The organism is Desertivirga xinjiangensis, assembly GCF_024436435.1.
GTDB lineage: Bacteria > Bacteroidota > Bacteroidia > Sphingobacteriales > Sphingobacteriaceae > Desertivirga > Desertivirga xinjiangensis.
In genome coordinates, this window is sequence record NZ_JAFMZP010000015.1 from 1 (window position 1) to 21702 (window position 21702).

The window sequence follows — 21702 nt, forward strand, 5'->3', positions numbered from 1 at the left end:
TGGCTTAAAAACAGGCGTCGTTCCCATGCCTTTAAAATACGAAAATCTAGCAAAATAAAAAAGAGGCTATCCTTTTGAGACAGCCTCTTAGTCTAATTCATGATCCTGGTCCAATCATTCTCACCAATCTCCAACAACTGATTAAATATCGGTACTATATCCATAGCTAAGCTGTTGATCCTAACCCGGTGTTCTATTCCTTCATTGGTATATCCATCCATCATGTACCTGTTAATCCCTCGTACCAAAGCACTTAAGGTATATTCTCCTATCAGTTCTGTAGCTTGATAATTGATGGAATAAACAATGTTATAATAGCCGGTCTCATCTGCTCCTAAAGAAACAACGCAGTAGGGTGTGATGCATTCGTGAATGGATGCAACCGTATCAGGATGATGTTTATGGTTTATTTCTATCCTGGTTCTTAGCCGTTTATCATCTAGAGAATCAGAAACCCTTTTTACAAATTCAATGATGTATGCATAAGATTCTTCCATCTGCCTGTTCTTTCGTTTCTGTTCTTCAAGCAGATTGCTTTCTAAAAGATAATACTTCATTCTTAAGAGCAGGCTTTAATAAAAAGTAATACGACAATAATTGGAATGGCTAAACTGGAAGCGATAGCAACAAAGGTTGCAAATCCACCGATAGCTCCCTCACCAGCTCCTTTGGATCCTTTAGTTATCAGTCCAATAATGGCTCCGATAACAATAAATGCTATAAGTCCTTGAAACATAGTTTATCCTTCAGTGAATTTTACCTGTACGATTACTAGTTCTCTTGCTCCTGCAACCGTGCATACACACCAGATTCTATTTCCAGCTTTCATAAAATACCTCACGTCACTTTTGAGAGAAGTTGGCAGGTTATCTGGCAATAACCGCAAAGCATAAAGCTCACCGTCATCACCGTTTACTTCCAAAACCCCATGATAGAAATCAGCATATTTAATGGTTCCGGAGATAGGTTGAGTATAAGTCTGATAATCTTGATTGGCTCTATCAGCAGGATCAGGGTAGAGGTCTGTTTGTTCAAGACTAAATGTTTTTACCTCTTTCTCTGGTATTTGTGGCTGCTGTGCTGCTGGTTCTGGATTACTTGAGGTTGTTAACGGTACGTATTCGACAGCCGTGGAGTCTGTCCCACTTTCTTTCTTTTCAACGAACTTTTTATAAAGGAGAGATTTAATACCAGCACTATTGTGCCAGTACTCCCAATCCTCGTATTTGTTCAGTTCCAGCAGGTCGATATCTCCAATATAGACACTGGTATCCTGGATCTTACCATATTGATCCTTCTGACTATTTAAAAGGTAGACGCTTACGGTGCCATTTTTACCTTCTAACAAATCAAATACCTTTTCATCAAGCTTTTTGAAATCACCGCTGAACTTATTAAATTCTACTCGACCGTATCCCCAATCAAATTCAGAGATATGAAGATCATAAGGACTGGAGCCCGTAAGTTCCAGGTAAGGTTTGCTTTGAAAGAGATTCATTAGCTTGCTCCCTGTACCACCAAACCCAAAGTACAAGCCGAGTCCAATTACCAGTGCAGTTCCAAGATATTCTGATACCTTCCTCATCTCCATCAGTCGTTGAATATAGTTATCTTATAGAGTTGCACAGGTTTTCCACCCAGTTTGAAACTATCTTTTCTGACAGGAAAGGTTGAGTAACGAAACTTCATCCCATATACAGAATAAAGCTTATCAATACCGTTTAAGTCATTCTTTGTTTGCTTGATGAACTTTCCAACTCTAGAAATTTGAGATAAGCTAGTATGGTACTCAGCATAAAAAGGTGTGAAATAGGCTAATGATGGTTTAATGCCATTATCAGATGCTTCAAAACGGACCGAAAGAAAGGCTCGAAGTTCATCATTTACAACATAGTTAACATGGTTCCACGATTCACCACTATCGGAAATGAATTCATCTGCCTTAGCGGTCTGCCAATTTTTACTTTTGCCAGAGAGATAGTGGTTAAAGGAGTTAACGGTGAAGGTCTTGATCTGAGATTTAGGGCCAGCCACAGCATCTACCAGATAAGAATATAGTTTTAGAAGATTGTCGTTCGTAAGCTTTTGAGCACTTGAGGTTGAAACTAGTCCTATAACTAGAAAGGTAATTGATATGAGACGCTTAGACATTAAGTTATGATAAGAACCGAATAGTCCCTTTCTTCGGTAGGTTTATATACACAATAAGCGCAGGACTGAACTTAATTTGTGCATTTGAGGCCCTAGGAAGCCCTGGAAACAACAAACAAGCCAGTACCCACGCTTATCGCATGGGCATTGAACTTATTCGCCTTGTTTCCGTTGAAATTTCCTAGGTTTCAAATGCAAGAGCAAATAAAGCTTAACGCTTATATTTTGATTTTAAGTAATATGTAATCGTGATAATACTGTTTTGCCTGTTACCTCCGCTTCAATTGTGTAAAATTAAGAACTATTCAACAGAATTGTAGAATGATCAGTGAAAATATTTACCTTTTAAATTAAAAGGTAGAAAGCCAGAGTAAGGCCCACCAAAGTGAGCCTTGTGTTTAATCGAAGTCGAAGAATGAATCGACAATGTTCCAGACAGCTTCTAAAGCCTCTTCTGAGTAATCTGATGTTGACATAATGTATTGATTAGAGATTTAATTAAGAGCCTTTCAGCCAGATTTGATAAAGGTTGGTTTGTAGCCAGTTGCACTCCCATAAGAATCCAATGAAGGAATAGACAGCGAAGTCTTCTGAGTAGATATCCTGGTCATCGAAGTGTAGACCTTTCTCCTCCACTGTATTTATAAAGTGAAATAAGTCCTGGCTCCTGAGAAATCTTGCAGTAGCAATCTGATCATCCTCCTGGTAGGTGTGATTAGGGATGTCTTGCTTGAACTGCTCAATGCCTCCAGGATATTTCATTGCAAGAAGCATCTTTGGAATGATGAAAACATAGAATTCAATGTGTACCATTTGCAGGGTTAAGAAGTGTGTAAATGAAAAGAGGGCTGCTGAGCCCTCCTTGTAATGTTATTCCTGAATGTTTGCTTTCTCTTCGATATCGAATGCGATGAAGTCATTTTCTCCGTTTGCCAGTCGGTTGATGAAGAACTTCTGGACTTGTAATCCTTCCAGACTTACCCGGATGCTGTCCTCAATGTTGATTTTAGTAGCCTCAAACATGGTATGCTTGAAGATTAGCCTCACAGCTCGGTTATAAAGCCTGGCTCCAAACCTTGCAAAAGCTTCTTCGTCATAGTTGAAGTAGATCATCCGGTAGCCAGCTCTGTTAGTAGCAAGTGTGATGTTCCAGAAGAAACAGAGACACTCCTTTAATAAGGTGGTTTCTTTCCCGGATTTGCTGTGATCCACATGAATAATGGTTCTGTACTTCTTGCTGTCAAACGGAGAGAGTAGCGTTTTAGTAGACTGAAGGATAAGGTTGTAAGCCTTGTCAACTTCTTTGTTTCTGGCTTCCAGGTTTTGTGTAAGCTGAACAGATTGATCCTGAGTTTTTACGGTCATAATAAAAGATTTAAAGTGATGGATTGATTGTATGTGAGCTGAAATCAAAAAAGCCAGACGAACTGGCTTAATAATGTGCTTTACCAAACGGTAGTATGTGGATGTGATCTTTCTGATAGTCGATCACATTGTGGTAATAGGTGTTGAAATCCGGTTGCAGTGTGACGTGCACCATGTTATAAAATGAAGATGTTCGGTACCGGAGCATCTTTGTAAGTGGTTCTTTTAGGCTGCTGTCACCTATAGTATAGTGAATATAATATTGCAGATCATAGTGACATATCAGGTGAAACCGGATCTGAGGACTAAAGAAATCATGAACATTCTCTTCATTACCCTTCTCAGCTCTTCTGCATCGTTCGTAGACTAAGCGGTCTGATTCTTCAGGTAAATACTGGATCAACTGTTTGATTTCTTTTAAAGTCCGGTAGTAGTACTGTCTGATAAGGAAGTTGCGATGTCGAAACTCTTCACTGGCGATAGCTTCTGCTTTCTTGAAGTTTGGTTTAGATCTGTAGACTTGAACTGGTGGCGTGTCTTGAGGTGGTTCTTTAGGGATGTACCTGTATTCTTCAAATATTTTGATTCTGGATGATTTCTTCATGTGGTTAAGCTGATTAATTAAAAGGTAGACGTATACCTTTTAATAAGTAAAGTGTGGATGTTTGTAAGTGACTGGCTGAGATGATAGTGAGAAAGTGTGTTGATCCTGGACTCCTGATGGATTTTTTAAAAATTCAGAGAATGAATTGAATCAAAGGGATTGAAAAGTGGTTAGAATTGCTGCCAGATTAGGCGCTATGTCTTTAGGTTAAGACTAAAATTTGGAAGATTTGAGTTTGGAGATTTTTTTAAGGGATGGTAGCCAGGCTCTGTATGGTAAAGACAGATATATTAATTCATTTTCCTCAAGATCAACGTACGGGGATTAAGCAGAGCAGTGTGCAAACGGTCGATACTCTCAAGAATCGGTTCTAGAAATTGAATTTGACTTTGAAGGACCTGTAGTTAGCCTCCTAAAGTAAATCACTTCTCTTTGAAGAGGTAGTGGGGTAGGTATGAAGATAGAGGCTTGAAAAATTTTTTGAGTATTTTGGTTTATGTCAGGAGAGAGCCAGCTGTATTTATAACATTGGAAAAACGACAAAAAGGTTAAAAAGAATTGCAGTAATTAAAGATAGAAAAATAAGCTTTGTTTTGCCCTCATATTTCGCTGGAGCATCCATATCATGCAGAAGGGTTTCTAGAGGCTCTGAATCTACATCTATCAATTTGGTTCCAGCAATAAAATCTCCCAATCTCCTTTTAGGATTAACCCACGCAGCTATTACCTCGATAGGCCAAATAACCATAGTTATGTTTCTTGTCATACACTTTAGCGGACTTGCAATATTATTGGATTTAATGTCTATAATTTGATAGCCATAAAATCTTTTTGCCACACTCTTCCCTCTATAAAAATCCTTATTTAGTAGAGCAACGATTAAAAGTGTATAAGGAATGAAGAAGATAACGTAATTTAGATCAAATGCTTTGGTTCCTGGATCTTCCTTTATTCCGGAGAACCACATTGGTATCATTGAAACAATCAAAAACGGAACAAAGACAGCCAGCGTAAATAGAAAATCAGCTACAATTGATTTTAGTCTTCGGTTTAAAAAGAAGAACTTTTTAGTTTGCTTAAGGTAGGCTTTTGAAATGGGGTTAAGTATAAGTTTTTGAACTAGCATCGATTAAGTCAAGTTTGGGATATAATCTACAAAAGCTAATATATAAACTTCTCTGAAATAAGTTAATTACTTCGACAGTTATTAAAGGGTCTATAACCCTCTTCTTAATATCTGTCGAAAATCATAATGCATCCAATATTTTAGTATCATGTAAAGATTATCTTTTGATATTCAAACTCATTGCTGCCTCTTAAATTCAGATTTAAAAAACCGGTGGTTAAAGCCGGCCTAATATTTTCAACGTCATATTGGAATTCAAGTTCATTACGGATGATCCTTTCTCCTCTTTTTACAATCTTCAGCGTTGCTTTATTCGTTATTAGATCAAGTATTGTATTGGTTAAATCTTCATCCTCGATTTCATTTTGATAATGCCAGTGCCAACTTTCAAAATAAAGAGTATTCTCTTTATCCCAGAATAAGACCTCAAGACTTTTACCAGTAGTCGTTGAGTTGACCACCAGATAATCTGATTTCTTCCACTGATATTTCAACGATGGATTAATGTCTATCATACTTAAAATGGTGGGAACTAATTTCATATCAATACTGAAGCTATGATTCTTAAAACTGCTCGATGCATTTTCTTTGACTATGCGAGATAAAACAATTTTACTTAAAATCGGATGCCAGTTACTTTTAGCGAGACACACTCCATAAAGAATCCATGCAGGCATTAAACAACCCTTTTGGATTTTGGTCTAGGCCTATAAGGCCTGCCTGCTGAATTAATTTAATTTCAATCTCTTTGTCTTTTGCGATTTCAAGCAACGTTAATGCTTCAATATCATTGATTTCATGCCTAAAATTATTCACCAGGATAAAGTTGTTGTCAGCTTTTATATTGTCAAGGTCTCCTTTTTGATAGTCATTTTCATCGATGTTTAAAATAAGCTGTCCCACTTGATCTTCAGAGACTTCAACAATCTTATTAAAGATGGAAGTTAATACAGCGCATATCAAACCAATTATTAAAACAGGAGCACTAAAAAGCATTAAGTAAACGCTCATAAGGTCAGTTGTTGAGCCATTAAATAACTGAAGAATAAATAAAATAACCCACATAAAAGTAAATAACATGATGCAAATGTTTACAGTCATATAAAGTCTTTTTGTCGTATCAGATTGGATTAGGAAGGTCATTTTATATTGACTAGATATTTTAGAATTGATGTGGGGCTGTAAAGGCATATCAGGTTAATTCTGCACCAAAGTAATAAAAAGCATAAAAACTTCTTATTCCGTGAAGCAACTAATATGTACTTAATTACCTGTCAATTACTATCTTTGAACCAACACAAGTAAATTGTGATAAGGTTTAGGTTAGCTAGCGGTAGAGGTACTGCTGGCATTTTTATTGATTTAACTTTTCCTTTCAAACCCTGATTAGTCCTTGCCTTGGAAATTCTGCACCCTGCTTAATTATCTTAAACTTTAGGTGATATACCTGGACTTCATTAGCCTTCATCCATTCTTTTGCGATTTCTACAATCTTCTTGGATAACAACTCTGCATTCTTGTAGAATGACTCCCGTTTGAAATAGGTGCTATAAGTTGAATTAATATAGTCAACGTTGATGATTATCCAATCCTGCTGAATAGTTATTGAATCCGCCTTATATCGGTCATTTATCTTGGTCTTATCGCTACTGTTAAACCAATTTTTAAGGTGTTGAATAAGGTCTTCTACTACTATTTCAATGTCCATATTATAAAGATTTACCAAAGCAATATTACTAATATTTTTAGTATTTTAAAATCATTTACTAACTTTGTTCTTCAAGTTTACTAGTTTACTTAAGATAAGTGGGTATGTTATTCAAGGTATTATCAAAAGTTAAAGTTATTGCGACAGGTCAGACAGGTTATGTAGCATTTCCATATCAGGAAGGTGAGAAGGTTGTCGTTTCTTTAGACAATGGGAGGGATAGGTTATTTGATGAAAGCGAGCTGGTGTATGATCAGGGAATTGAGCAATCGGTTAGTTAGTCATTAAATTGCCTGCCAACGTTTGATCGAGTTCGTTAATACAGTTGTTTCACTTTGAGCAATCGAAGTGAACAATGTAAAAATAGACATACACAGGGTGCCTGTTAGCCGGAGAAATAAGGTTTGAAGCAAGCTTGTAAGTTTTGCTGAATACTATTGTTTCAATTAAATTTAAGCCGGTAACTTATCCCAGATTCCCTCCAATTCTGTTGTAGATATTCGCCGGTTGCCAAGGTCTTTTTATTCCCAATCTCATCCGTTTAGCTGTGTTGAATTCTTTGAAATAATGTTCGTACATAAATTCTTTGGCAGCGAGATTGTTAATTGGAAAAGCAGCGTTTCGCTTTGTCGTCAATCTTAATTTCATTAGTTCTATTCCAGCAGAAGTGGTGTTTGCCGTTATCAAACCTTCTCTAAATGTTGGCATATAGCAGCCCTGGACAATGTTGTTTTGTAAATACACGAAGCTATTCGGTAGATGTTCCTTGTGTTGAAACATTCTGTCTTCACCGGAAACTTGTTTGTCTAAATTGGAGATCTGCGTTTTCAAGCTGTCCGTATAAGCAACAATATTTTCGGAAGGTGTAAAACTTCCATCCACTTTGACGTCCTTAAAAAGCAAATATTCTGTTTCGCATTCAAAGCCAAGTTTGTCGTAAACTCGCCCTCCCTGTTCTGTCGCAATAAGATAGATGGTTTTGCAATTTCTTCCCTGCGATCCGCTAATTAGGGTTTGTGTGATTAATCTACCGATGCCCTGGTTTCTGGTATCGGGATGAACAATAATGTGCGCCAACCAGGCAACGTTGTTATGAATTATTGCTGCCCCGATGCCAACTATTGCTTTGTTAATTATCGCTTTAATGGGAAAACAAAAACTTGATTTTGTATAAAAGTCAATGACTGGTATGATGTCCGGCCAGTCTGCCGGCTGCAGTTCGGTGATCAGAGGTATGTCGCTCTGTTCTAAGGTCTGTATGATCATTTTATAGAATTTATCGTAGCTTGGATCGCACACGGTTGCTTGGAACTGAATTAAATTACATTCTTCCGGCAATGAAGCCTAACAATTCCGCACAGGGAATAAATGCTAATTGTGCTATCAATGTGCCTACAAGCCTTGCAGCCACCATATAAATAATGTATCTCCTAAATGTAGTTTCGGAACACTTTCCATCTACCACATCGTCAGTCATAACCGATAGATGCGGATCAATAAACATAAACATTAGGATTGTGGCAAGACCATTGATAACTGCAGAGAGGTTACTGGCCGTTGTTCTATAATCTGGATTAATATAAGCTGCGTAGACGGCAGACAATACTCCGATTGTTAAAATCGCAACCGCAATTATATTAAGTATGAAGATCCTCCATGGAAATTCTCTGTTAATTTTTATCTGGGTTATATTCTCTTTGACAGGAATTGTCAGGCTTTCTCTGAAATAATGAATCCCATTTTTGGAAAACCCATGTATTAATAGCCTGGGAATTGACTTATAAATACTAAAGTTCATTACAGCTTTAGACAGCAGCCTTTGAAAGGAAGGGATAAGGAACGCCCCAACCACCGTTCCAAGAGTGCAGGAAAGTATTATATATCTAAATGGCCCTACATTAGCCAGTATTCCAATTTTGATATCATCTTCCGCCATCTTCGCTAACAAAGGGGCCTGAAACCCATTAGCTGTCCGGGAAATCAATACCAAGATGTTAAATAGAGCAAACGAGATAGCAATTTTACCAGTCCGAATTCCAACTACCCTCACAGAGTAAGATACTGTCGTAATTATATTAATTACGAGGGTGAGGATGATGACGATTACTATTGCGGTAGTCATATTTGATCAAGGTGCGAAAGTGTGAAGATTGTGACAATGTAAATATTATTCCGGCTTTAAAATGGCCTGGAAGCTAATGTTTTATGTATGAGATTTTTACTGTCATGGTTAATCTTTCTTAGAATCTTGCAAGAATAAGTCGTGCGCCCCGGAAAGCCCATACCCTTTTAAGTCAGCTTCATTATAAATTTTCTCTATAGTAGCAATCTTCTTTGTTCCCTTATCGAATTTAACTTCGTACAGTATAAGGTCAAGAGGACCTAAATCATATTTTATGAATCCTACGGCATAATTTTTCAAACTATCCTCGGAAAATGGAGATTCTTCAATTATATCTATAGCTATTGCGAGGTCTGATCCGGCCTTTTTCAGTGAGTCAGCCCTTTTATCTTCAATTTTAAATTCCTTGAGTTCAATGAGCTGACTGAAAAAAGCGTTTTCTTTCAATTCTTTTGTCGATTTGGTTTGACCATAAGCAGAGTTTAAAACGGTGAGTAGGGCTGCTGATAAGAGAAGTGTCTTAAATCTCATTTTTGTTTGAAATTTTACGAATATTGCCCATAGCTGAAGCAGGAAGCCAAAAGTAGGATGGTTAAAGTTAGTAAACTTTTTGGAATTCAATATTCTTTGCTGATAAGTGACTTTTATAGCAATGTGTTTTTTGGAGTATGTGTTGTGATTTATATATTTCGTTTGTTGCTTTCTATCGCAATGAACTCGGGCAGATAATTAGGAGTACACCCTTTTGATACCATTTCACCTTTGTAAAGACCTGTTTTCTCGCCAAGAGCGACACAACGATTGCGATACTGTTTTTCATAAACCCCGATCCAACCAGCAGTGAAATTCATGGCCCATTGAACCTCAGGCTCTTCCGTAGCAATACTGGTCTCAATTGCTGAAAGTAAGTCGGTGGTATTTTCTGGGGGTGTTTGTCCTGTCCATCTTAGTCTTGCTTGGTAGTACCAATAAATGCGTCTTTGAAGTGAAGAAAGACTGTTTTTCCAAGATTGAACCAGTGTAATTGTCTTTTTGTCCTTAGTAAGTTGATTGGCCATCAGCCAATCCATAAGCTGATTTCGCTCACCAAATGGGTGAGACTGCATATCCTTATCCAGCTTATTAATCAAATCTTCAGAAAGAAGCTTGTTGTCCATAATCAAGATGGCCAATTGCCTGGGCAGAAATCTCCCGGTAGACCACAGTTCCATAGCTAGCTCGTGATCTTTTTTTATATCCTTAGCAATTTTCCGCAAGTCCCCTAACTTAGCTTTAGTATTGATTTGAGCCAAAATGTTTTCAGCATGTGAAGAGAGTTTCATGGTTAAAGATATTAATTAAAGAAAAATTTCGGAACTCCATTTATCCACTGCTTTGGCTTATACCAAGCCACCATTTCATTGTGTTTACTTTATCCGTTTCCTGCGACTGCTGGAGTTCCGTGTTTAAAGCCTCAACACCGTAGTCCTCTTGAAGCCAGAGTAAAAATTGCTTTACGCTTTTGTTCCAGTTTTTAAGCGCTCGTTTCAGAACCTCATCAAGGCTTTTCGGTGTTTTAGGTTTAACTTCTGCAAGTATTTGTGCTGCTAATTCCTGATCTCTAAAGGAATTTGGTCGACCTTCCGTTTCAATAACCCGGATTACTCCCTCTACTATTATTTCACTAGCAGCATTGGCTAAGATCGTTATTAGCTGCTTGATCCTTAAATCGCCAGAGCTATCAGATGAAATTAAAATTTCATTTTTAACATCCTTTGCTGTTATGGGATACTTCATAGATAAATTTCAGTGTGTACCAAAGAGTGCTGATAAAAAACTACTATAAATATAGTTATTAGGTGTTTCATTTTACTCCCTTCTAAGCCGCAACAGAGGGTAAAGTAGTGTTTGAGATTGAATTGATTAAATCTTAACTTTACTAAGAATGAAAAACCATGGCAACTACGACAGCAAGCACTGGAAATGGGGATTATTGTATTACAACCCAGATGACCCATCTCTATTTGTTGATAAACGATTCGGCATAGGTCAAACTTTCAATTTTGCACATCGAAAAGCTTGGTATCCTTTACTCTTCTTGCTGCTGTTTCCGGTTTTAATAATTCTGATATCGTTGATTTTTTCAAGTAGCTGACGCTAAGCGGTTTTTTATGCTCTAGATAGTAGATGTTTAGCTATCAGATGGTAAGGTGAGTGTTGGGGGCCTAACTGGGAAAAGCTACCGGATGAGAATAGAAAAATTATTTTTTGATCTTAACAAAGGAAATATACTTTGTACAACTGTGTACTTTTGTTGCCAAATGTTGTACGCTCTTAATTGCCAATTTCTGTGCATTCTTAAAAGTCCGGTCTAAATATTTGAAATCAATTTGAAGGTAATAACATGAGATACCCATTACCGTATATGATTTTGTTATTATCCTGATAATAGCAGCACTATTTAATATAGTTCATTTTCCATCGGCACAACGTCTTGCAATTTCGGTAATGGTCTTATCAGTATTTTCCTTTTTGTGTTGCTTAGTACTTTGTCTGTGTCATATCGCTCTGTCTTCTCCATCCTAATTCCTGTCGACAGGTTAAAGTCTATTGTTGTAAACACACCTTTACCGTCAGAATTAGCCATTGAATAACCAATTAGTTCGAAATTGCCATTTTGAAATCTGAATTTATGCTCATAATTCCCACGTAGCAATTCAGCTCTTATGCTCAAAACTCCGTTTTTGATGACAACTTCAGAAAAACTGTTTCCTGTGCTGTAACCATCTCTGCCGTCAGGATATTGAGGCTCAATAATATTGATTGCAGAAACAACGAGCTTGAATTGCTCTTTATGCTCCATAAAGAATATCTGCAATCTGTAAGGTGCGTTTTCGTGTATGGTGTCCTGGGTTATAATAACCTTGTCTGCTAGATTGTCTTTGTTCAAATCACCTCGAACTTCCATTATTTTGTGGCTGAAATTATGCGTGTTTGCTCCGGACTGTGCAAAGCTGGGAAGGTGGATCATTATTGAAAATATTAAAAGAAGTTCTTTCATAGCGTAGTCAACATTTTAATTTCAGCGTAAGATGGGTTGTGCGAAAGCATAAAATATGTACCAATAAGCGTTATATTGTTAGTGGATCCACTTTTCAAGGCTGCCGTTGTGTCTTTGGTTCAAATCTCGCTGTATATATCCTCCAAATAGGCTTGTCTCTGTCTTTAAGAATATCAAACCTCATTCTTCTCAAAGCGTTTTGCATATGAAACGTTGTTAAAATACACATACTTTCGACGTTTACCTTGCTATCCACGAATTATATCTAAACGATTAGTTGGAGCGTCAGGTGAAAGGAAATCCGGAATAGTGTTGGTCGTTCGTTTAGGTCGGCTTAGAAGTTCTACAGGCCATTCAGTCATTCTTGCAGCTTTTATGTGTTCGTATTTACCAGGCTGTGGTTCATTAATATACTCTTCTTGTAATACCAGAGCTAACGGTTCTTCTGCACCTTGAGTGGCATTTGAAAACTTCAAAGCCTCCTCACATGTGTCAAACACATAATAGTAGTCATCTTCATCGGATGAATGGCACCACACTCTATATTCTAAAACTTCGTCCCACACATATCCTCCTCCAGATTTAACTAATGCTGGATAAGTTCCTACCAGGCCTGGGTCTTTTACTTTTGGATATTCTGTCATTGCATATAATATAATTTGAAGGAGGAATTTATATAAATTAACCAGTTATTACAACAGATTTCCTATACAGGCTTCTCGAAAGTCCAGTTTTTCATTTTCTCCAGATAAGAACCTATGTATAGTGCTGTAATCTACATCTTAGGGATATTGAGTGAGTAATAGCCGGATACTACAGTTTCCATTCCTTCATATTCAGTACCCATGTCAGTGAGGCTTATTAAGATTTCACTTTTGTATGGCTCTTCATTACTTAAGAAGATGATATTAATGGTACTATTGCCTGATTCCTTCACAAGCTCAGTTACTTTGGGGAATCCATCATCAACCTTAATTGCTTTAACAATGTCCTCCATCGCAAAGCCTGTAACGAAGAATGGAATATTATCGAGTTTGTAATACCCTTCATTCTCATCAACCACTTCCTGTAAAATGATAATTGAGAATTCACGTCATCTATTGTAATTTGTTGCCAATGTCTTATTATTAATCACATCAAATCCCAGAAATCCCTCTTTCACAGTCAATAAAACAAAATTATAGTCCTTAATATCTATGTTTGGGTTGAACGAAAGTTGTTTATCTACATCATGTATTTGAATAACAGCATACGGAAAGTTTCGCCCGGTTTTGTATTTATAGCCAGTGCAGACAATTTTTGCCTTAATAACCTTAGAGATCCCATCAGCAGGCATATAGTAATTTGTACCTATAAATAAATATAATCCACAACCTCCATATGAAATTGTATATATAAAATAACGTCCTAACAAACGCCTGAGATTGAAATATTCCCTACTGAACAAGTAATGGATAGATGTCACTACTGCGCCGAATAGAAACCATATTAATAAAGGAATTTTAGAACTAAGAATTGTATCCTTATATAAAGTCCATGCTAGAACTGCCAGTACAGTCCCAGAAACTGTGGTGATGGCAGGAAAATAATACGATAGCTTCTGTTTCATTTATTATCAATTGGAGATCTTTATTAAGGGTCTGGTATGGCGAACTGCTAGAAGGCATGTGCTGTTTTGCCGCGATTGTGGATAAGATGAAACAGCAATCATATAGACTTGATTGTGAAGAAAATAAGGAATAAGAGGCAGGCAAAATAGTGCAAACTGTGTGTTAGTGGCAGCTTTTATTTGGCGCTTGGTATCTTTCCGTCTATCCACTCTTGCTTTTGCTGTTCTGCACCGCTCAAAAATAGAAAGTTTGAATTTTCAAAGTCAATAAGTCCAAAGGCAATGACCATAAATTCTCCGTCTAAATATTTTTTCTCTTTTTTATTTGGTTCGGCGGGTCCTAAATACCCAACAACTCTTACTTTGTCACCAATTTTATTTGTTTCGTTCTTAAACATTAAGACCGTCCACAAATAATTACCCTCACTAATTTTAAGTCTGTAAAATGGCGTATTGTTCCTGCTATTTTCAATGTTATCAATAGTTCCATTGAATGCGACTACTTTTCCGTCAAACTTTTTAAGTTCCGTAATGCTCCCTTCTTGAATATTTGTCGGAAAAGATTTGTCGTTTGCTTTAGTCGTCGGAAAATTACTCTGTCCAAGCAAATTTGTAATTGAAAATGTTAAAAGTAGAATCGAAAGTAATGTCTTCATTATTTTTTATGATGTCGTCGTCCAGTAAAATTTGCCACTAATGAGCGGCTACGCATATGTGCGGAAACACTGCTAAAATAGAAATAATATACAGATTTCGATGGTGGGTTCATCTATCTTATTAAAAGGTTGATATTGTCGTTTAACTGCCTCGCTTTTGACTGTTTAGATTGCGAAAGTGAGGATTTTTATCTTTTAATAAAAAGGTGTTATTCAAACAGAATAACAGAACACTTTGTATCCTACCTCTATAAGATGATGTTTTTAAAGAAAATGTCCGGTTTCATTTTAAGTTGATGAGTCTGTGCATGTTATCAGCATCCATTTGCCGTTTTTCTTTTCAAAGTTGTAATCGGCGAAAATTCCATTCTCAATCCCTCTTATCTCAACTGTCGCCTTGTCTTTTTTAATAGTAAAACTTTGATCATACTCTCTATTCAGATCGTGTTTATCATAGGTGAAATCCATTCTCCTAAAAGTCGCCTGTTCAATGACATGCTCTTTTAATTCGAAGTCAGCATCGGTTTCTTTTACTTTTAAAGGAAAGCTTATCCTGGAAACTTGAAAAGTGGAATCCGAATTAAAATAGGTTAAAAATGTCTCAAAGTCGGCATCGACATTAGATGGGATGGCAACTGAAGGCATCTTTGTTGAAGGAGCCGAAGATTTAGTAGATGGTTTTATAACTGCCTTATCAGCTTTTTTTGACATGCTGTTGCAACCTATAATTGTGATGATGATACAAAATAAAATGTGGTTCCTTAGTTTCATGGGAGCGTAACGTTATTTATTGTCCGATCTAAGTACCGTTATGTATGATGGCGATTATTTAGATCTTTATTCTTTCTCCTTATCCAAAATCTTATTGACAGGATGAGGGTCAATACAAATATAATGGGAATCGCTATAGTACATAGGCAAATCGCCCAGTAAGCTAAGATCCTCACTGCAGTTTCTGGCTGCCCGTTAATCATATCTTTAGAAATGAATATGACGCCATTATAGATGTAAAGAGAAAAAGAAGTTGCAAGAGCTACTACAGAATAATTTAAAGCTGTTTGAATATATTGTTTTAAGTATCTGCCTAAAATGCAGTAGGTTAGGATGTATGGAATAAGTAGGATTATGTATATGATTGCGATTTCCATAATAGTTAATGAGACAGGGCAGAAAGAGGATGAATGTTTACCTTTTAATAGATTAACGTGTCAGGCAGTGCATCTTAATTGGAAACTTTTGTTTATCTCTATAATATCAGTTCTTTTAAGGTGTCCAGTCGTACAATGTCTTAATCTCTTCTACCAAAATCTCCACCAATTCTGTTTCTTTACGGTTTTACCATAGCTTCCGCCAATCAGTATGTTGGAGTCAATGTCATATGTAAAGTCAACCCATTCATCAGAATCAAACATCGGGTCGAACGCAATTCCTGTTACAAGATTTCCTTCAACTTTTAAGACCTTCAGCCCATCCCAAGATATCCTTTCAGAATGCCAGTATTGGCCGCTTGAGTCGACTACCGTTAAGCCAGTTTCGTCTTGTAGTACAACCCGTCTATCTTGAGTTATAAATGCTGCAGCATAAGCGCCTCCGAAAGCGGAAATTGGTTTGTTTTCTTCTGGGTCCATAATATAACACTGTCCATATGCAACTACCAAAAGATTTGATGTGTCATTAAGTTCAAATACTTCCGCTAGTTCAGACCAACCTGGTTTAAAGTTGGCAACCCAATCTGTTCCGTCTGATTTGTACAGACGAACGGGATAGCCTTCGGAATAATAAGGTTCGCCACTTTCGCTTACAGGAATGTACATTGGTCCATAAGCTGGTAATGAGTTCAGAATTTCATATCGTCTTCCAAAGTCTATCACTTAATTTATAGGTTTTACGATTATCTAAATAACTTGTATCCGCAACCGGATGTATGTATTGCTAAAATAGAAATATAAATGTAGGTGTTGGTGATTGATTTGCCTATAAAATTTTTTGTCCGCACTTAATTGGATTCCTTTATTGATTATACGTGTACTTTGTAAATTCAGGTGTGACGTAAGTTTTAGATAAAATGGCATATATGTAATTTGGGTTTAATCCTGCTGGTTCCTATTAAAAGGTATATGCTTCAAAATTAGCCATCGTTGAAATTTGACCTGTTTTGGAGATCAATGATAGAAGATTTTACCTTTTAATATATCAGGTCATAAAATTTCTGAAGCGTTTATAATAAGCATCAGGATGGCTCATGTGGTATTTCACTCCATTATATCAAATCATCAATTTTACCAGTTTAGATTCAAAACCGGAGAAAATGCAGTTTTAGCTTAAATCTTGGCAAAATAATTCATTTAAGCGAAAAAACCTGCACAAGGCAGGTCTTAAGTAAATATTAAAATTTAAAAAAAATAGTCAGACACTTATTAACGGGTCTATAACCCACCTCTTAACTTTTGTCCAAATCAAAATTTTGTCTAAAATCCAAAATTATATATCCTTTTAACCAGTTTCCATTTTCATCTTTCCTTACATTGTCTCGTTCTGACAATATTGCTCCATTTCGCAAAAGTGATAGATTGGGTTTCAAACCTGCTACCTTAGTTTCACTTATGCCTCGTGAAAGAATATCTTTAATTTCCTCACTTGTATACCCTTGATTTATGGTAAACTCTCTTTGGATATATTTTATTATAGGTAGCAACCGCTTTAGACCTTCTGCTTCATGCTGCTGAGCAACAATCGCTTTTATGTTAAAGTCAACTTCTTTGGCGTTTTTAAAGCCAAAGCTATCTATTATTCCCATTTGTTCGGGGTAAGTTAGGCGGAGCATCATTAGGTTGAAATGTAGTTCTATAGGGTCAGAGACGGTATTTACGACCTCTTTGACTTTCCTTCCCACGAAGTCATTCAAAGTTTCTGTTTTGGTATTTTCGCCGATTTCCAGAGTTTCTAAGTCTGATAGTGTGTAGCTGACATAACGAGAATCTGGAGCAACAGAAAAGTGCTCAAGCGCATCGTATTGGCTTTTTAACGATCTGTTCCATTTATAATAGCCTTTAACCTTCTCTTCATTAACAAAGTTATCGACCATGAAGTGGTTTCTGTCAAGCGTACCCTCTTTTAGGAAGTAGCTAAAGCCGTTTAGATTTAAAATCTCCTTGATGAACTCATTAAAGTACTCCAAATGTGACTTTGGACGAAAACGAACAATAAATCTGTGCAACCTTTCCTTGTCCCGAAGAATTTCCAGGATTTCGTTCCTGCTATAGCTGGTAAATGCTGAATTGTAATTTGAAATGTGGATAACGTCTTTCTTGACAGTTATCTTTGGGTCTTCCGGTGCTCTAAACCTTCCACAGATTTGAATTGCCTCTGTGTTTGGATCAATAGTGGAGTGCTGAACTGCAACTACATCCGATATCATTATGATAATAGGATCGCACTTATAAAGCTCGTAGTCAATATCTACAGCAGAGAAGAAACGGCTGGTTAAGAAATTGTATTTTGTCAGAGAGTCACCTATCTTATAGTAGGCATTCTCAACATTGTTTCTTTTCAATTCCTTAGTGCTCTTTTCAGAGCAGAAAACAGAATGATCTGAAAGATTGAGACCTTTAATTATGTTTTTAATCCGGCTGGTTGACTTGAAGAAAATAAAAAATTTTCTGTCCTTATTCTCAGGGTGTGCATTATACTGATCTAAAATCTGTTTCAGGAGAAACGTAACGTTATTGGTTGTGAAAACCTGAATATCACTTTTAAAGTCGTAGTCTGGTTTTATTAAAGAATGTGTGAAGTCTTTAAATCTGGGATCACTTGGAATTATCGGAGTTGCAGATACGAATGCTTTGTTATCGAACAAAAAAAAGTCATCAATAGGATTAATGACACCTGGCCTGAAATTGACATCCTGAATTGCTTTTTCACATTCATCGAATAGAAGGAAGTAATCTTTTATCCTTGATTCTCCTATTGCTTCAGCCACTTTATGATACCCTTCTGGTGTAACAAGAATTTTTTTATATCCTTCGCAATTTTCAAGATACCACTTTATATCGTCGATCTCAACGCCTTCGTAAACACCCATTATTTTCTTATGCTTATGCTTCTTTCCGTTGTACTTAGCACACTTTCCTGAAATTACAGGAACATTAGGTTCAATAATTATACTGTGTCGTGGGAATATGATCTCAAGTGTGGTGGCTCCACACCCAGGAATGTACTTATGATAAATGGCATCTGTTTGAAGTCCTGTTGATTCAAAAGGCTCTAGTTTAGCCAAAAACTGTCCTTTAGAAAGCCAATGTGTTTCTGTTTTCATTCTTTAAAAAATTAAAAGGTGTAGGGAAGGAGTAGGAGAACCCTACTCCTTCATCAGAAAAGTTAATTAGAAGCTACTTCTAGGCTCTCGATTCGTTCAGCTTCGTCCATTAGATCCTTTAAAGTGAAATCTGTTGACACTTTAAGCTTTTGATACCTCTTGAAAAATTCTAATAATTTGTCAGAAAAGACGTCTACACGGTATCCCTGAACACCTCTGGGCAACTTTACTGACACCCAGATGTATGGTGCACCAGATCTTTTGTCATTGGTAGTTTTAAGCACACCGTCTATAGGCCAGCCTTCTTTCAGGTTTTGCCACATCTCTTCATGTTCACTAAACTTGATTGGGGTAGCTTTCATTGGATCGTAAAAGTCCAAGAAGGGAGTGGCATTTGAAATACCATCTGAATTGTTTTCAAGGAAAAATCCTTTTGCTGATAATTTAGCACCGAAACCTTGTTCCGAACCACTAGTTTTTCTTTGCTTACGCATGGTTAAAAATTATGATGCAAAGAAACTCAGACGTTGAATCTTAATTAGGAGTACTACTTTTAGAATTTTTGTCTTTGGTACTCCTTTTTTTAAGGTTCCATTTTATATAGTTCTTAAGGGCTGTTCTCATTTTACCTATAGCATCATTATCTGCCTGCAATTCGTCTTCATTAACCTTTGGAAATAATTCAAGAATAGTCAAAGTCTCATAAAAAAATTCGAGTTGCTTATCTGAAAAGTTCTTATTTTCTTTCGTCTTTAGGATTGTTTCATCGTTTAAATAGGGCCTGAGCTGAAAAACGCAAAGCTCCGCAACCAATCTTCGTTTTAGTTGTTTTATGTCCCACAATTCCATCTCTACAAAGGATTTAAGTTTAACAGGGTCGAGATTGTATGTTCCATCTACTTCCATCTGTGTATAAAAGATGGTCTTCAATACTCCAAAATCAGTCACCTTGTATCGTCCTTTGATAACTGCATCTAAAAATGATTCTTTTATAAAGTTTATTACTTTTTTATTGGCTATTGTAACACCTTCCTTTTTTTTGGTTGATTTTACTTCAAAAGCAATATCATCGCCATTTTTTTTTTTCGTTGAAGAAAAGAATAAGCTCTGCCAGATCCTTCAATGATTGATTAAAATTATTTTGTTCTTCGGCTGCCAATAGGGAAGCTTCAATCGATTTATGGGCATTTAACAGAATAAACATCAAATTGTCTACATGTTCCTTTCCCACAAAGTATTCAATGGAAATCCTCAACTCTCTATTAATAGCTTCTATCGTTTCCTCATAAAAAAAATCAGCTTCAATTAAATGTCCCTTTGAAAAGTTGGTTCTCATTTCATCCGGGGAATAATCGAATACAAAATATTTACTTAAAATGTTATAGTTAGGCTTAAGTATAAAATAATCCATAGGCACGAAGATAAATACAGCGGAAATAATAAATACTCCCGCTGCTTAAAAAATATTAAAAGTCAAATATCTTGCTTTCCAATTCAGTAATCACACCTTTCTCAAATTCGTCGAGATATGTTTGAGTCATTTCTTCAGTGGAATGGCCTAAAGCCTCACTGATATATGATGTAGCAACACCGGATCGTTTCAGACTGGTGGCATAACTGTGACGACTTACGTAAGTTGTGAGTTTTAGTCCTTCTTCGCCAATCAGCTTTGCAATTTCTTTCAAGCTGTCATTTACCTTCTTAATAGCGGTCTTTTTTCGAGTGTACTTTTGTTTAAGAGTCCTATGGATGAGATCATTGTAAATAGGAAAGATGTAGCTGCTTTTGTTTTGATAATGTGTTTTATAAAAATCTATAATAACCTGAGCATGTTGGTTAACTGGAATGTCAAAGGGCTGTCCGGTTTTCCTTCGTATGTAATGAATCTCATTGTCTTCAATATCAGACCATTTGAGACTGGCAATATCAACGAAGTTCATCCCTCTGGTATAAAAGCTAAATAAGAATATGTTCTTAGCTAAATGTAACGCAGAACCATCTTCCACCGCTAACCTCTTAACCTTTGAAATTAAATCAATAGAAACAGCTCGCTTACGGGTTTTATGGTTTAATCGTCGATTCACGGAGTACTTTTTCTCTCCAAATGGATAGTTTTCAGCTTTGAAAAGTTTATCTGCTATGGCAAGGTTTATCGCCCTCTGGATTGTTCTTAGTCTTACGCTTATAGAAGTGTCTTTGTTTTTCTTTTGAGTTCTTAACCAAACTTCGTAAGCTTCCAGGAATTTCACGTTTACGTCGGTCAGTAACGCTTCAGGCTTATACTGTTTAAGGCTACTCAACGTTGATGAAAATACTTCTGCAAGTCCCAGCTTTTGGTTTTGCTCTAGTTCTTCAATTACGGACTGAAAGTGTTCGGTTAAGTAGATGTTGTTTTTATTCTTCTTCTTAGATTTTCTTGGACCAGTTCTTATGTCTGCTTCAAATCGCTCGAAGCAAAAATCTTCTCCTTCATTATCGTAATCCTTTAGAAGGTCTTTGGCTAAAGTCAATTTTTGTGATAAGATTTCATTAAGTTCTTTAAACTGAGGTACAGCCTTTAGAAAGCGACCGAGTCCGTTGTCTTCAGCTTGTGCAGGACGCCACTGTTCAACACTCGCTTTAAATTTTAATGTAAGGTCAGAGACTAAGCTGCTGAGAGTATAGTATTTACTTACTCTTTCATGTGTCACTCTTAATGCTACTGCAAATTCATTGTTTGATAGTTTTTGTTTGGTTTTTAAAACGATAGCAACTGAAGCCATAAATGGAGTTTAGCAGCAGCAGCACTGATTTTCGAGGTCAACAAAAAGGTCAACAAAGAGGAAACAAAGTAGTAAACAACTCCTACCATTCCCCCAAACAAAAAAGCCCATCAAATCCCCCAACGGGTCTCCAAATGGGCTTTACATTCTGTGGGAGTTACTGGGCTCGAACCAGTGACCCCTACCTTGTCGAGGTAGTGCTCTAAACCAACTGAGCTAAACTCCCTTAGTTAAAAAGCCCTTC

The 21702-nt window shown here is 36.7% G+C and carries 30 protein-coding genes and 1 tRNA gene; 2 read left to right on the plus strand and 29 right to left on the minus strand.

Annotated features, from left to right (window positions below; all coding sequences use genetic code 11):
- Positions 1-92 precede the first annotated feature (92 nt).
- The 11 genes from J3P37_RS22210 to J3P37_RS22260 all read right to left on the minus strand — a co-directional run bounded on the left by J3P37_RS22210 (position 93) and on the right by J3P37_RS22260 (position 6954).
- Positions 93-557, minus strand: coding sequence for a hypothetical protein (locus J3P37_RS22210; RefSeq protein WP_256014166.1), 465 nt, complete (start codon positions 555-557; stop codon positions 93-95).
- Positions 558-559: 2 nt separating this feature from the next.
- On the minus strand, positions 560-736 hold the full coding sequence (locus tag J3P37_RS22215; protein WP_256014169.1) for a hypothetical protein: 177 nt from the start codon (positions 734-736) through the stop codon (positions 560-562).
- A gap of 3 nt (positions 737-739) precedes the next feature.
- Positions 740-1585 (minus strand): hypothetical protein, encoded by an 846-nt coding sequence (locus J3P37_RS22220; protein WP_256014171.1) that lies wholly within the window; start codon positions 1583-1585, stop codon positions 740-742.
- Between the two features lie 5 nt (positions 1586-1590).
- Positions 1591-2151, minus strand: coding sequence for a hypothetical protein (locus J3P37_RS22225; protein WP_256014174.1), 561 nt, complete (start codon positions 2149-2151; stop codon positions 1591-1593).
- A 498-nt stretch (positions 2152-2649) separates the two neighbouring features.
- Positions 2650-2964, minus strand: coding sequence for a hypothetical protein (locus J3P37_RS22230; protein ID WP_256014176.1), 315 nt, complete (start codon positions 2962-2964; stop codon positions 2650-2652).
- Between the two features lie 57 nt (positions 2965-3021).
- A complete protein-coding gene (locus J3P37_RS22235) occupies positions 3022-3516 on the minus strand; it encodes a hypothetical protein (protein WP_256014177.1) in 495 nt (164 codons plus the stop codon).
- Between the two features lie 67 nt (positions 3517-3583).
- On the minus strand, positions 3584-4120 hold the full coding sequence (locus J3P37_RS22240; RefSeq protein WP_256014178.1) for a hypothetical protein: 537 nt from the start codon (positions 4118-4120) through the stop codon (positions 3584-3586).
- 520 nt (positions 4121-4640) lie between these two features.
- Positions 4641-5246, minus strand: coding sequence for an RDD family protein (locus J3P37_RS22245; RefSeq protein ID WP_256014179.1), 606 nt, complete (start codon positions 5244-5246; stop codon positions 4641-4643).
- A gap of 146 nt (positions 5247-5392) precedes the next feature.
- A complete protein-coding gene (locus J3P37_RS22250) occupies positions 5393-5788 on the minus strand; it encodes a hypothetical protein (RefSeq protein WP_256014180.1) in 396 nt (131 codons plus the stop codon).
- Positions 5789-5885: 97 nt separating this feature from the next.
- Positions 5886-6347: a hypothetical protein gene (locus J3P37_RS22255; RefSeq protein ID WP_256014182.1), complete on the minus strand. Its 462-nt coding sequence runs from the start codon at positions 6345-6347 to the stop codon at positions 5886-5888.
- A 274-nt stretch (positions 6348-6621) separates the two neighbouring features.
- On the minus strand, positions 6622-6954 hold the full coding sequence (locus J3P37_RS22260; protein WP_256014185.1) for a hypothetical protein: 333 nt from the start codon (positions 6952-6954) through the stop codon (positions 6622-6624).
- 104 nt (positions 6955-7058) lie between these two features.
- Here J3P37_RS22260 and J3P37_RS22265 point away from each other — a divergent pair, with 104 nt between their 5' ends.
- The gene (locus J3P37_RS22265) at positions 7059-7235 is read left to right on the plus strand and encodes a hypothetical protein (protein ID WP_256014188.1); all 177 of its coding nucleotides are present in this window, start codon (positions 7059-7061) and stop codon (positions 7233-7235) included.
- A 184-nt stretch (positions 7236-7419) separates the two neighbouring features.
- Here J3P37_RS22265 and J3P37_RS22270 read toward each other — a convergent pair whose 3' ends face one another.
- The 5 genes from J3P37_RS22270 to J3P37_RS22290 form a co-directional block, all read right to left on the minus strand.
- Positions 7420-8220 (minus strand): GNAT family N-acetyltransferase, encoded by an 801-nt coding sequence (locus J3P37_RS22270; protein ID WP_256014191.1) that lies wholly within the window; start codon positions 8218-8220, stop codon positions 7420-7422.
- 55 nt (positions 8221-8275) lie between these two features.
- On the minus strand, positions 8276-9076 hold the full coding sequence (locus J3P37_RS22275; protein ID WP_256014194.1) for a lipid II flippase Amj family protein: 801 nt from the start codon (positions 9074-9076) through the stop codon (positions 8276-8278).
- Between the two features lie 108 nt (positions 9077-9184).
- Entirely contained in the window at positions 9185-9607 is a 423-nt protein-coding gene (locus J3P37_RS22280; protein ID WP_256014197.1) for a hypothetical protein, read from the minus strand.
- Positions 9608-9756: 149 nt separating this feature from the next.
- On the minus strand, positions 9757-10398 hold the full coding sequence (locus J3P37_RS22285; protein ID WP_256014200.1) for a DNA alkylation repair protein: 642 nt from the start codon (positions 10396-10398) through the stop codon (positions 9757-9759).
- Positions 10399-10438: 40 nt separating this feature from the next.
- A complete protein-coding gene (locus J3P37_RS22290; protein WP_256014203.1) occupies positions 10439-10852 on the minus strand; it encodes a hypothetical protein in 414 nt (137 codons plus the stop codon).
- 148 nt (positions 10853-11000) lie between these two features.
- On the opposite strand from J3P37_RS22290, the gene J3P37_RS23190 reads away from it, so the two are divergent.
- On the plus strand, positions 11001-11210 hold the full coding sequence (locus tag J3P37_RS23190; protein ID WP_369414111.1) for a DUF5808 domain-containing protein: 210 nt from the start codon (positions 11001-11003) through the stop codon (positions 11208-11210).
- Between the two features lie 306 nt (positions 11211-11516).
- On the opposite strand, the gene J3P37_RS22295 is transcribed toward J3P37_RS23190, so the two are convergent.
- The 13 genes from J3P37_RS22295 to J3P37_RS22355 all read right to left on the minus strand — a co-directional run bounded on the left by J3P37_RS22295 (position 11517) and on the right by J3P37_RS22355 (position 21684).
- Positions 11517-12116 carry a hypothetical protein gene (locus J3P37_RS22295; protein ID WP_256014206.1) on the minus strand — a complete coding sequence of 200 codons (600 nt, stop codon included), beginning with the start codon at positions 12114-12116 and terminating at the stop codon, positions 11517-11519.
- A gap of 248 nt (positions 12117-12364) precedes the next feature.
- Positions 12365-12760 (minus strand): hypothetical protein, encoded by a 396-nt coding sequence (locus J3P37_RS22300; RefSeq protein ID WP_256014208.1) that lies wholly within the window; start codon positions 12758-12760, stop codon positions 12365-12367.
- Positions 12761-12891: 131 nt separating this feature from the next.
- Complete coding sequence (locus tag J3P37_RS22305) at positions 12892-13179, minus strand: DUF4265 domain-containing protein (protein ID WP_256014211.1); 288 nt, start codon at positions 13177-13179, stop codon at positions 12892-12894.
- A 30-nt stretch (positions 13180-13209) separates the two neighbouring features.
- The gene (locus J3P37_RS22310) at positions 13210-13725 is read right to left on the minus strand and encodes a hypothetical protein (protein WP_256014213.1); all 516 of its coding nucleotides are present in this window, start codon (positions 13723-13725) and stop codon (positions 13210-13212) included.
- A gap of 176 nt (positions 13726-13901) precedes the next feature.
- Positions 13902-14381 (minus strand): hypothetical protein, encoded by a 480-nt coding sequence (locus J3P37_RS22315; RefSeq protein ID WP_256014216.1) that lies wholly within the window; start codon positions 14379-14381, stop codon positions 13902-13904.
- A gap of 288 nt (positions 14382-14669) precedes the next feature.
- Complete coding sequence (locus J3P37_RS22320) at positions 14670-15092, minus strand: DUF4348 domain-containing protein (protein WP_256014219.1); 423 nt, start codon at positions 15090-15092, stop codon at positions 14670-14672.
- A gap of 587 nt (positions 15093-15679) precedes the next feature.
- The gene (locus J3P37_RS22325; RefSeq protein WP_256014222.1) at positions 15680-16252 is read right to left on the minus strand and encodes a hypothetical protein; all 573 of its coding nucleotides are present in this window, start codon (positions 16250-16252) and stop codon (positions 15680-15682) included.
- A gap of 569 nt (positions 16253-16821) precedes the next feature.
- Positions 16822-18696: a hypothetical protein gene (locus tag J3P37_RS22330; RefSeq protein WP_256014225.1), complete on the minus strand. Its 1875-nt coding sequence runs from the start codon at positions 18694-18696 to the stop codon at positions 16822-16824.
- 62 nt (positions 18697-18758) lie between these two features.
- A complete protein-coding gene (locus J3P37_RS22335) occupies positions 18759-19190 on the minus strand; it encodes a hypothetical protein (protein ID WP_256014228.1) in 432 nt (143 codons plus the stop codon).
- Positions 19191-19230: 40 nt separating this feature from the next.
- Entirely contained in the window at positions 19231-19644 is a 414-nt protein-coding gene (locus tag J3P37_RS22340; RefSeq protein WP_256014231.1) for a hypothetical protein, read from the minus strand.
- A gap of 118 nt (positions 19645-19762) precedes the next feature.
- Positions 19763-20107, minus strand: coding sequence for a hypothetical protein (locus J3P37_RS22345; protein ID WP_256014233.1), 345 nt, complete (start codon positions 20105-20107; stop codon positions 19763-19765).
- Between the two features lie 55 nt (positions 20108-20162).
- Complete coding sequence (locus tag J3P37_RS22350; protein ID WP_256014236.1) at positions 20163-21458, minus strand: site-specific integrase; 1296 nt, start codon at positions 21456-21458, stop codon at positions 20163-20165.
- Positions 21459-21609: 151 nt separating this feature from the next.
- Positions 21610-21684, minus strand: a tRNA-Val gene (locus J3P37_RS22355).
- Between the last annotated feature and the right edge of the window lie 18 nt (positions 21685-21702).

What these genes read in the sequence shown, in the direction of transcription:
- J3P37_RS22210 (WP_256014166.1), bottom strand. Translation starts at nt 557, where the DNA reads ATGAAGTATTATCTTTTAGAAAGCAATCTGCTTGAAGAACAGAAACGA.
- J3P37_RS22215 (WP_256014169.1), bottom strand. Translation starts at nt 736, where the DNA reads ATGTTTCAAGGACTTATAGCATTTATTGTTATCGGAGCCATTATTGGA.
- J3P37_RS22220 (WP_256014171.1), bottom strand. Translation starts at nt 1,585, where the DNA reads ATGAGGAAGGTATCAGAATATCTTGGAACTGCACTGGTAATTGGACTC.
- J3P37_RS22225 (WP_256014174.1), bottom strand. Translation starts at nt 2,151, where the DNA reads ATGTCTAAGCGTCTCATATCAATTACCTTTCTAGTTATAGGACTAGTT.
- J3P37_RS22230 (WP_256014176.1), bottom strand. Translation starts at nt 2,964, where the DNA reads ATGGTACACATTGAATTCTATGTTTTCATCATTCCAAAGATGCTTCTT.
- J3P37_RS22235 (WP_256014177.1), bottom strand. Translation starts at nt 3,516, where the DNA reads ATGACCGTAAAAACTCAGGATCAATCTGTTCAGCTTACACAAAACCTG.
- J3P37_RS22240 (WP_256014178.1), bottom strand. Translation starts at nt 4,120, where the DNA reads ATGAAGAAATCATCCAGAATCAAAATATTTGAAGAATACAGGTACATC.
- J3P37_RS22245 (WP_256014179.1), bottom strand. Translation starts at nt 5,246, where the DNA reads ATGCTAGTTCAAAAACTTATACTTAACCCCATTTCAAAAGCCTACCTT.
- J3P37_RS22250 (WP_256014180.1), bottom strand. Translation starts at nt 5,788, where the DNA reads ATGAAATTAGTTCCCACCATTTTAAGTATGATAGACATTAATCCATCG.
- J3P37_RS22255 (WP_256014182.1), bottom strand. Translation starts at nt 6,347, where the DNA reads ATGACTGTAAACATTTGCATCATGTTATTTACTTTTATGTGGGTTATT.
- J3P37_RS22260 (WP_256014185.1), bottom strand. Translation starts at nt 6,954, where the DNA reads ATGGACATTGAAATAGTAGTAGAAGACCTTATTCAACACCTTAAAAAT.
- J3P37_RS22265 (WP_256014188.1), top strand. Translation starts at nt 7,059, where the DNA reads ATGTTATTCAAGGTATTATCAAAAGTTAAAGTTATTGCGACAGGTCAG.
- J3P37_RS22270 (WP_256014191.1), bottom strand. Translation starts at nt 8,220, where the DNA reads ATGATCATACAGACCTTAGAACAGAGCGACATACCTCTGATCACCGAA.
- J3P37_RS22275 (WP_256014194.1), bottom strand. Translation starts at nt 9,076, where the DNA reads ATGACTACCGCAATAGTAATCGTCATCATCCTCACCCTCGTAATTAAT.
- J3P37_RS22280 (WP_256014197.1), bottom strand. Translation starts at nt 9,607, where the DNA reads ATGAGATTTAAGACACTTCTCTTATCAGCAGCCCTACTCACCGTTTTA.
- J3P37_RS22285 (WP_256014200.1), bottom strand. Translation starts at nt 10,398, where the DNA reads ATGAAACTCTCTTCACATGCTGAAAACATTTTGGCTCAAATCAATACT.
- J3P37_RS22290 (WP_256014203.1), bottom strand. Translation starts at nt 10,852, where the DNA reads ATGAAGTATCCCATAACAGCAAAGGATGTTAAAAATGAAATTTTAATT.
- J3P37_RS23190 (WP_369414111.1), top strand. Translation starts at nt 11,001, where the DNA reads ATGAAAAACCATGGCAACTACGACAGCAAGCACTGGAAATGGGGATTA.
- J3P37_RS22295 (WP_256014206.1), bottom strand. Translation starts at nt 12,116, where the DNA reads ATGAAAGAACTTCTTTTAATATTTTCAATAATGATCCACCTTCCCAGC.
- J3P37_RS22300 (WP_256014208.1), bottom strand. Translation starts at nt 12,760, where the DNA reads ATGACAGAATATCCAAAAGTAAAAGACCCAGGCCTGGTAGGAACTTAT.
- J3P37_RS22310 (WP_256014213.1), bottom strand. Translation starts at nt 13,725, where the DNA reads ATGAAACAGAAGCTATCGTATTATTTTCCTGCCATCACCACAGTTTCT.
- J3P37_RS22315 (WP_256014216.1), bottom strand. Translation starts at nt 14,381, where the DNA reads ATGAAGACATTACTTTCGATTCTACTTTTAACATTTTCAATTACAAAT.
- J3P37_RS22320 (WP_256014219.1), bottom strand. Translation starts at nt 15,092, where the DNA reads ATGTCAAAAAAAGCTGATAAGGCAGTTATAAAACCATCTACTAAATCT.
- J3P37_RS22330 (WP_256014225.1), bottom strand. Translation starts at nt 18,696, where the DNA reads ATGAAAACAGAAACACATTGGCTTTCTAAAGGACAGTTTTTGGCTAAA.
- J3P37_RS22335 (WP_256014228.1), bottom strand. Translation starts at nt 19,190, where the DNA reads ATGCGTAAGCAAAGAAAAACTAGTGGTTCGGAACAAGGTTTCGGTGCT.
- J3P37_RS22345 (WP_256014233.1), bottom strand. Translation starts at nt 20,107, where the DNA reads ATGGATTATTTTATACTTAAGCCTAACTATAACATTTTAAGTAAATAT.
- J3P37_RS22350 (WP_256014236.1), bottom strand. Translation starts at nt 21,458, where the DNA reads ATGGCTTCAGTTGCTATCGTTTTAAAAACCAAACAAAAACTATCAAAC.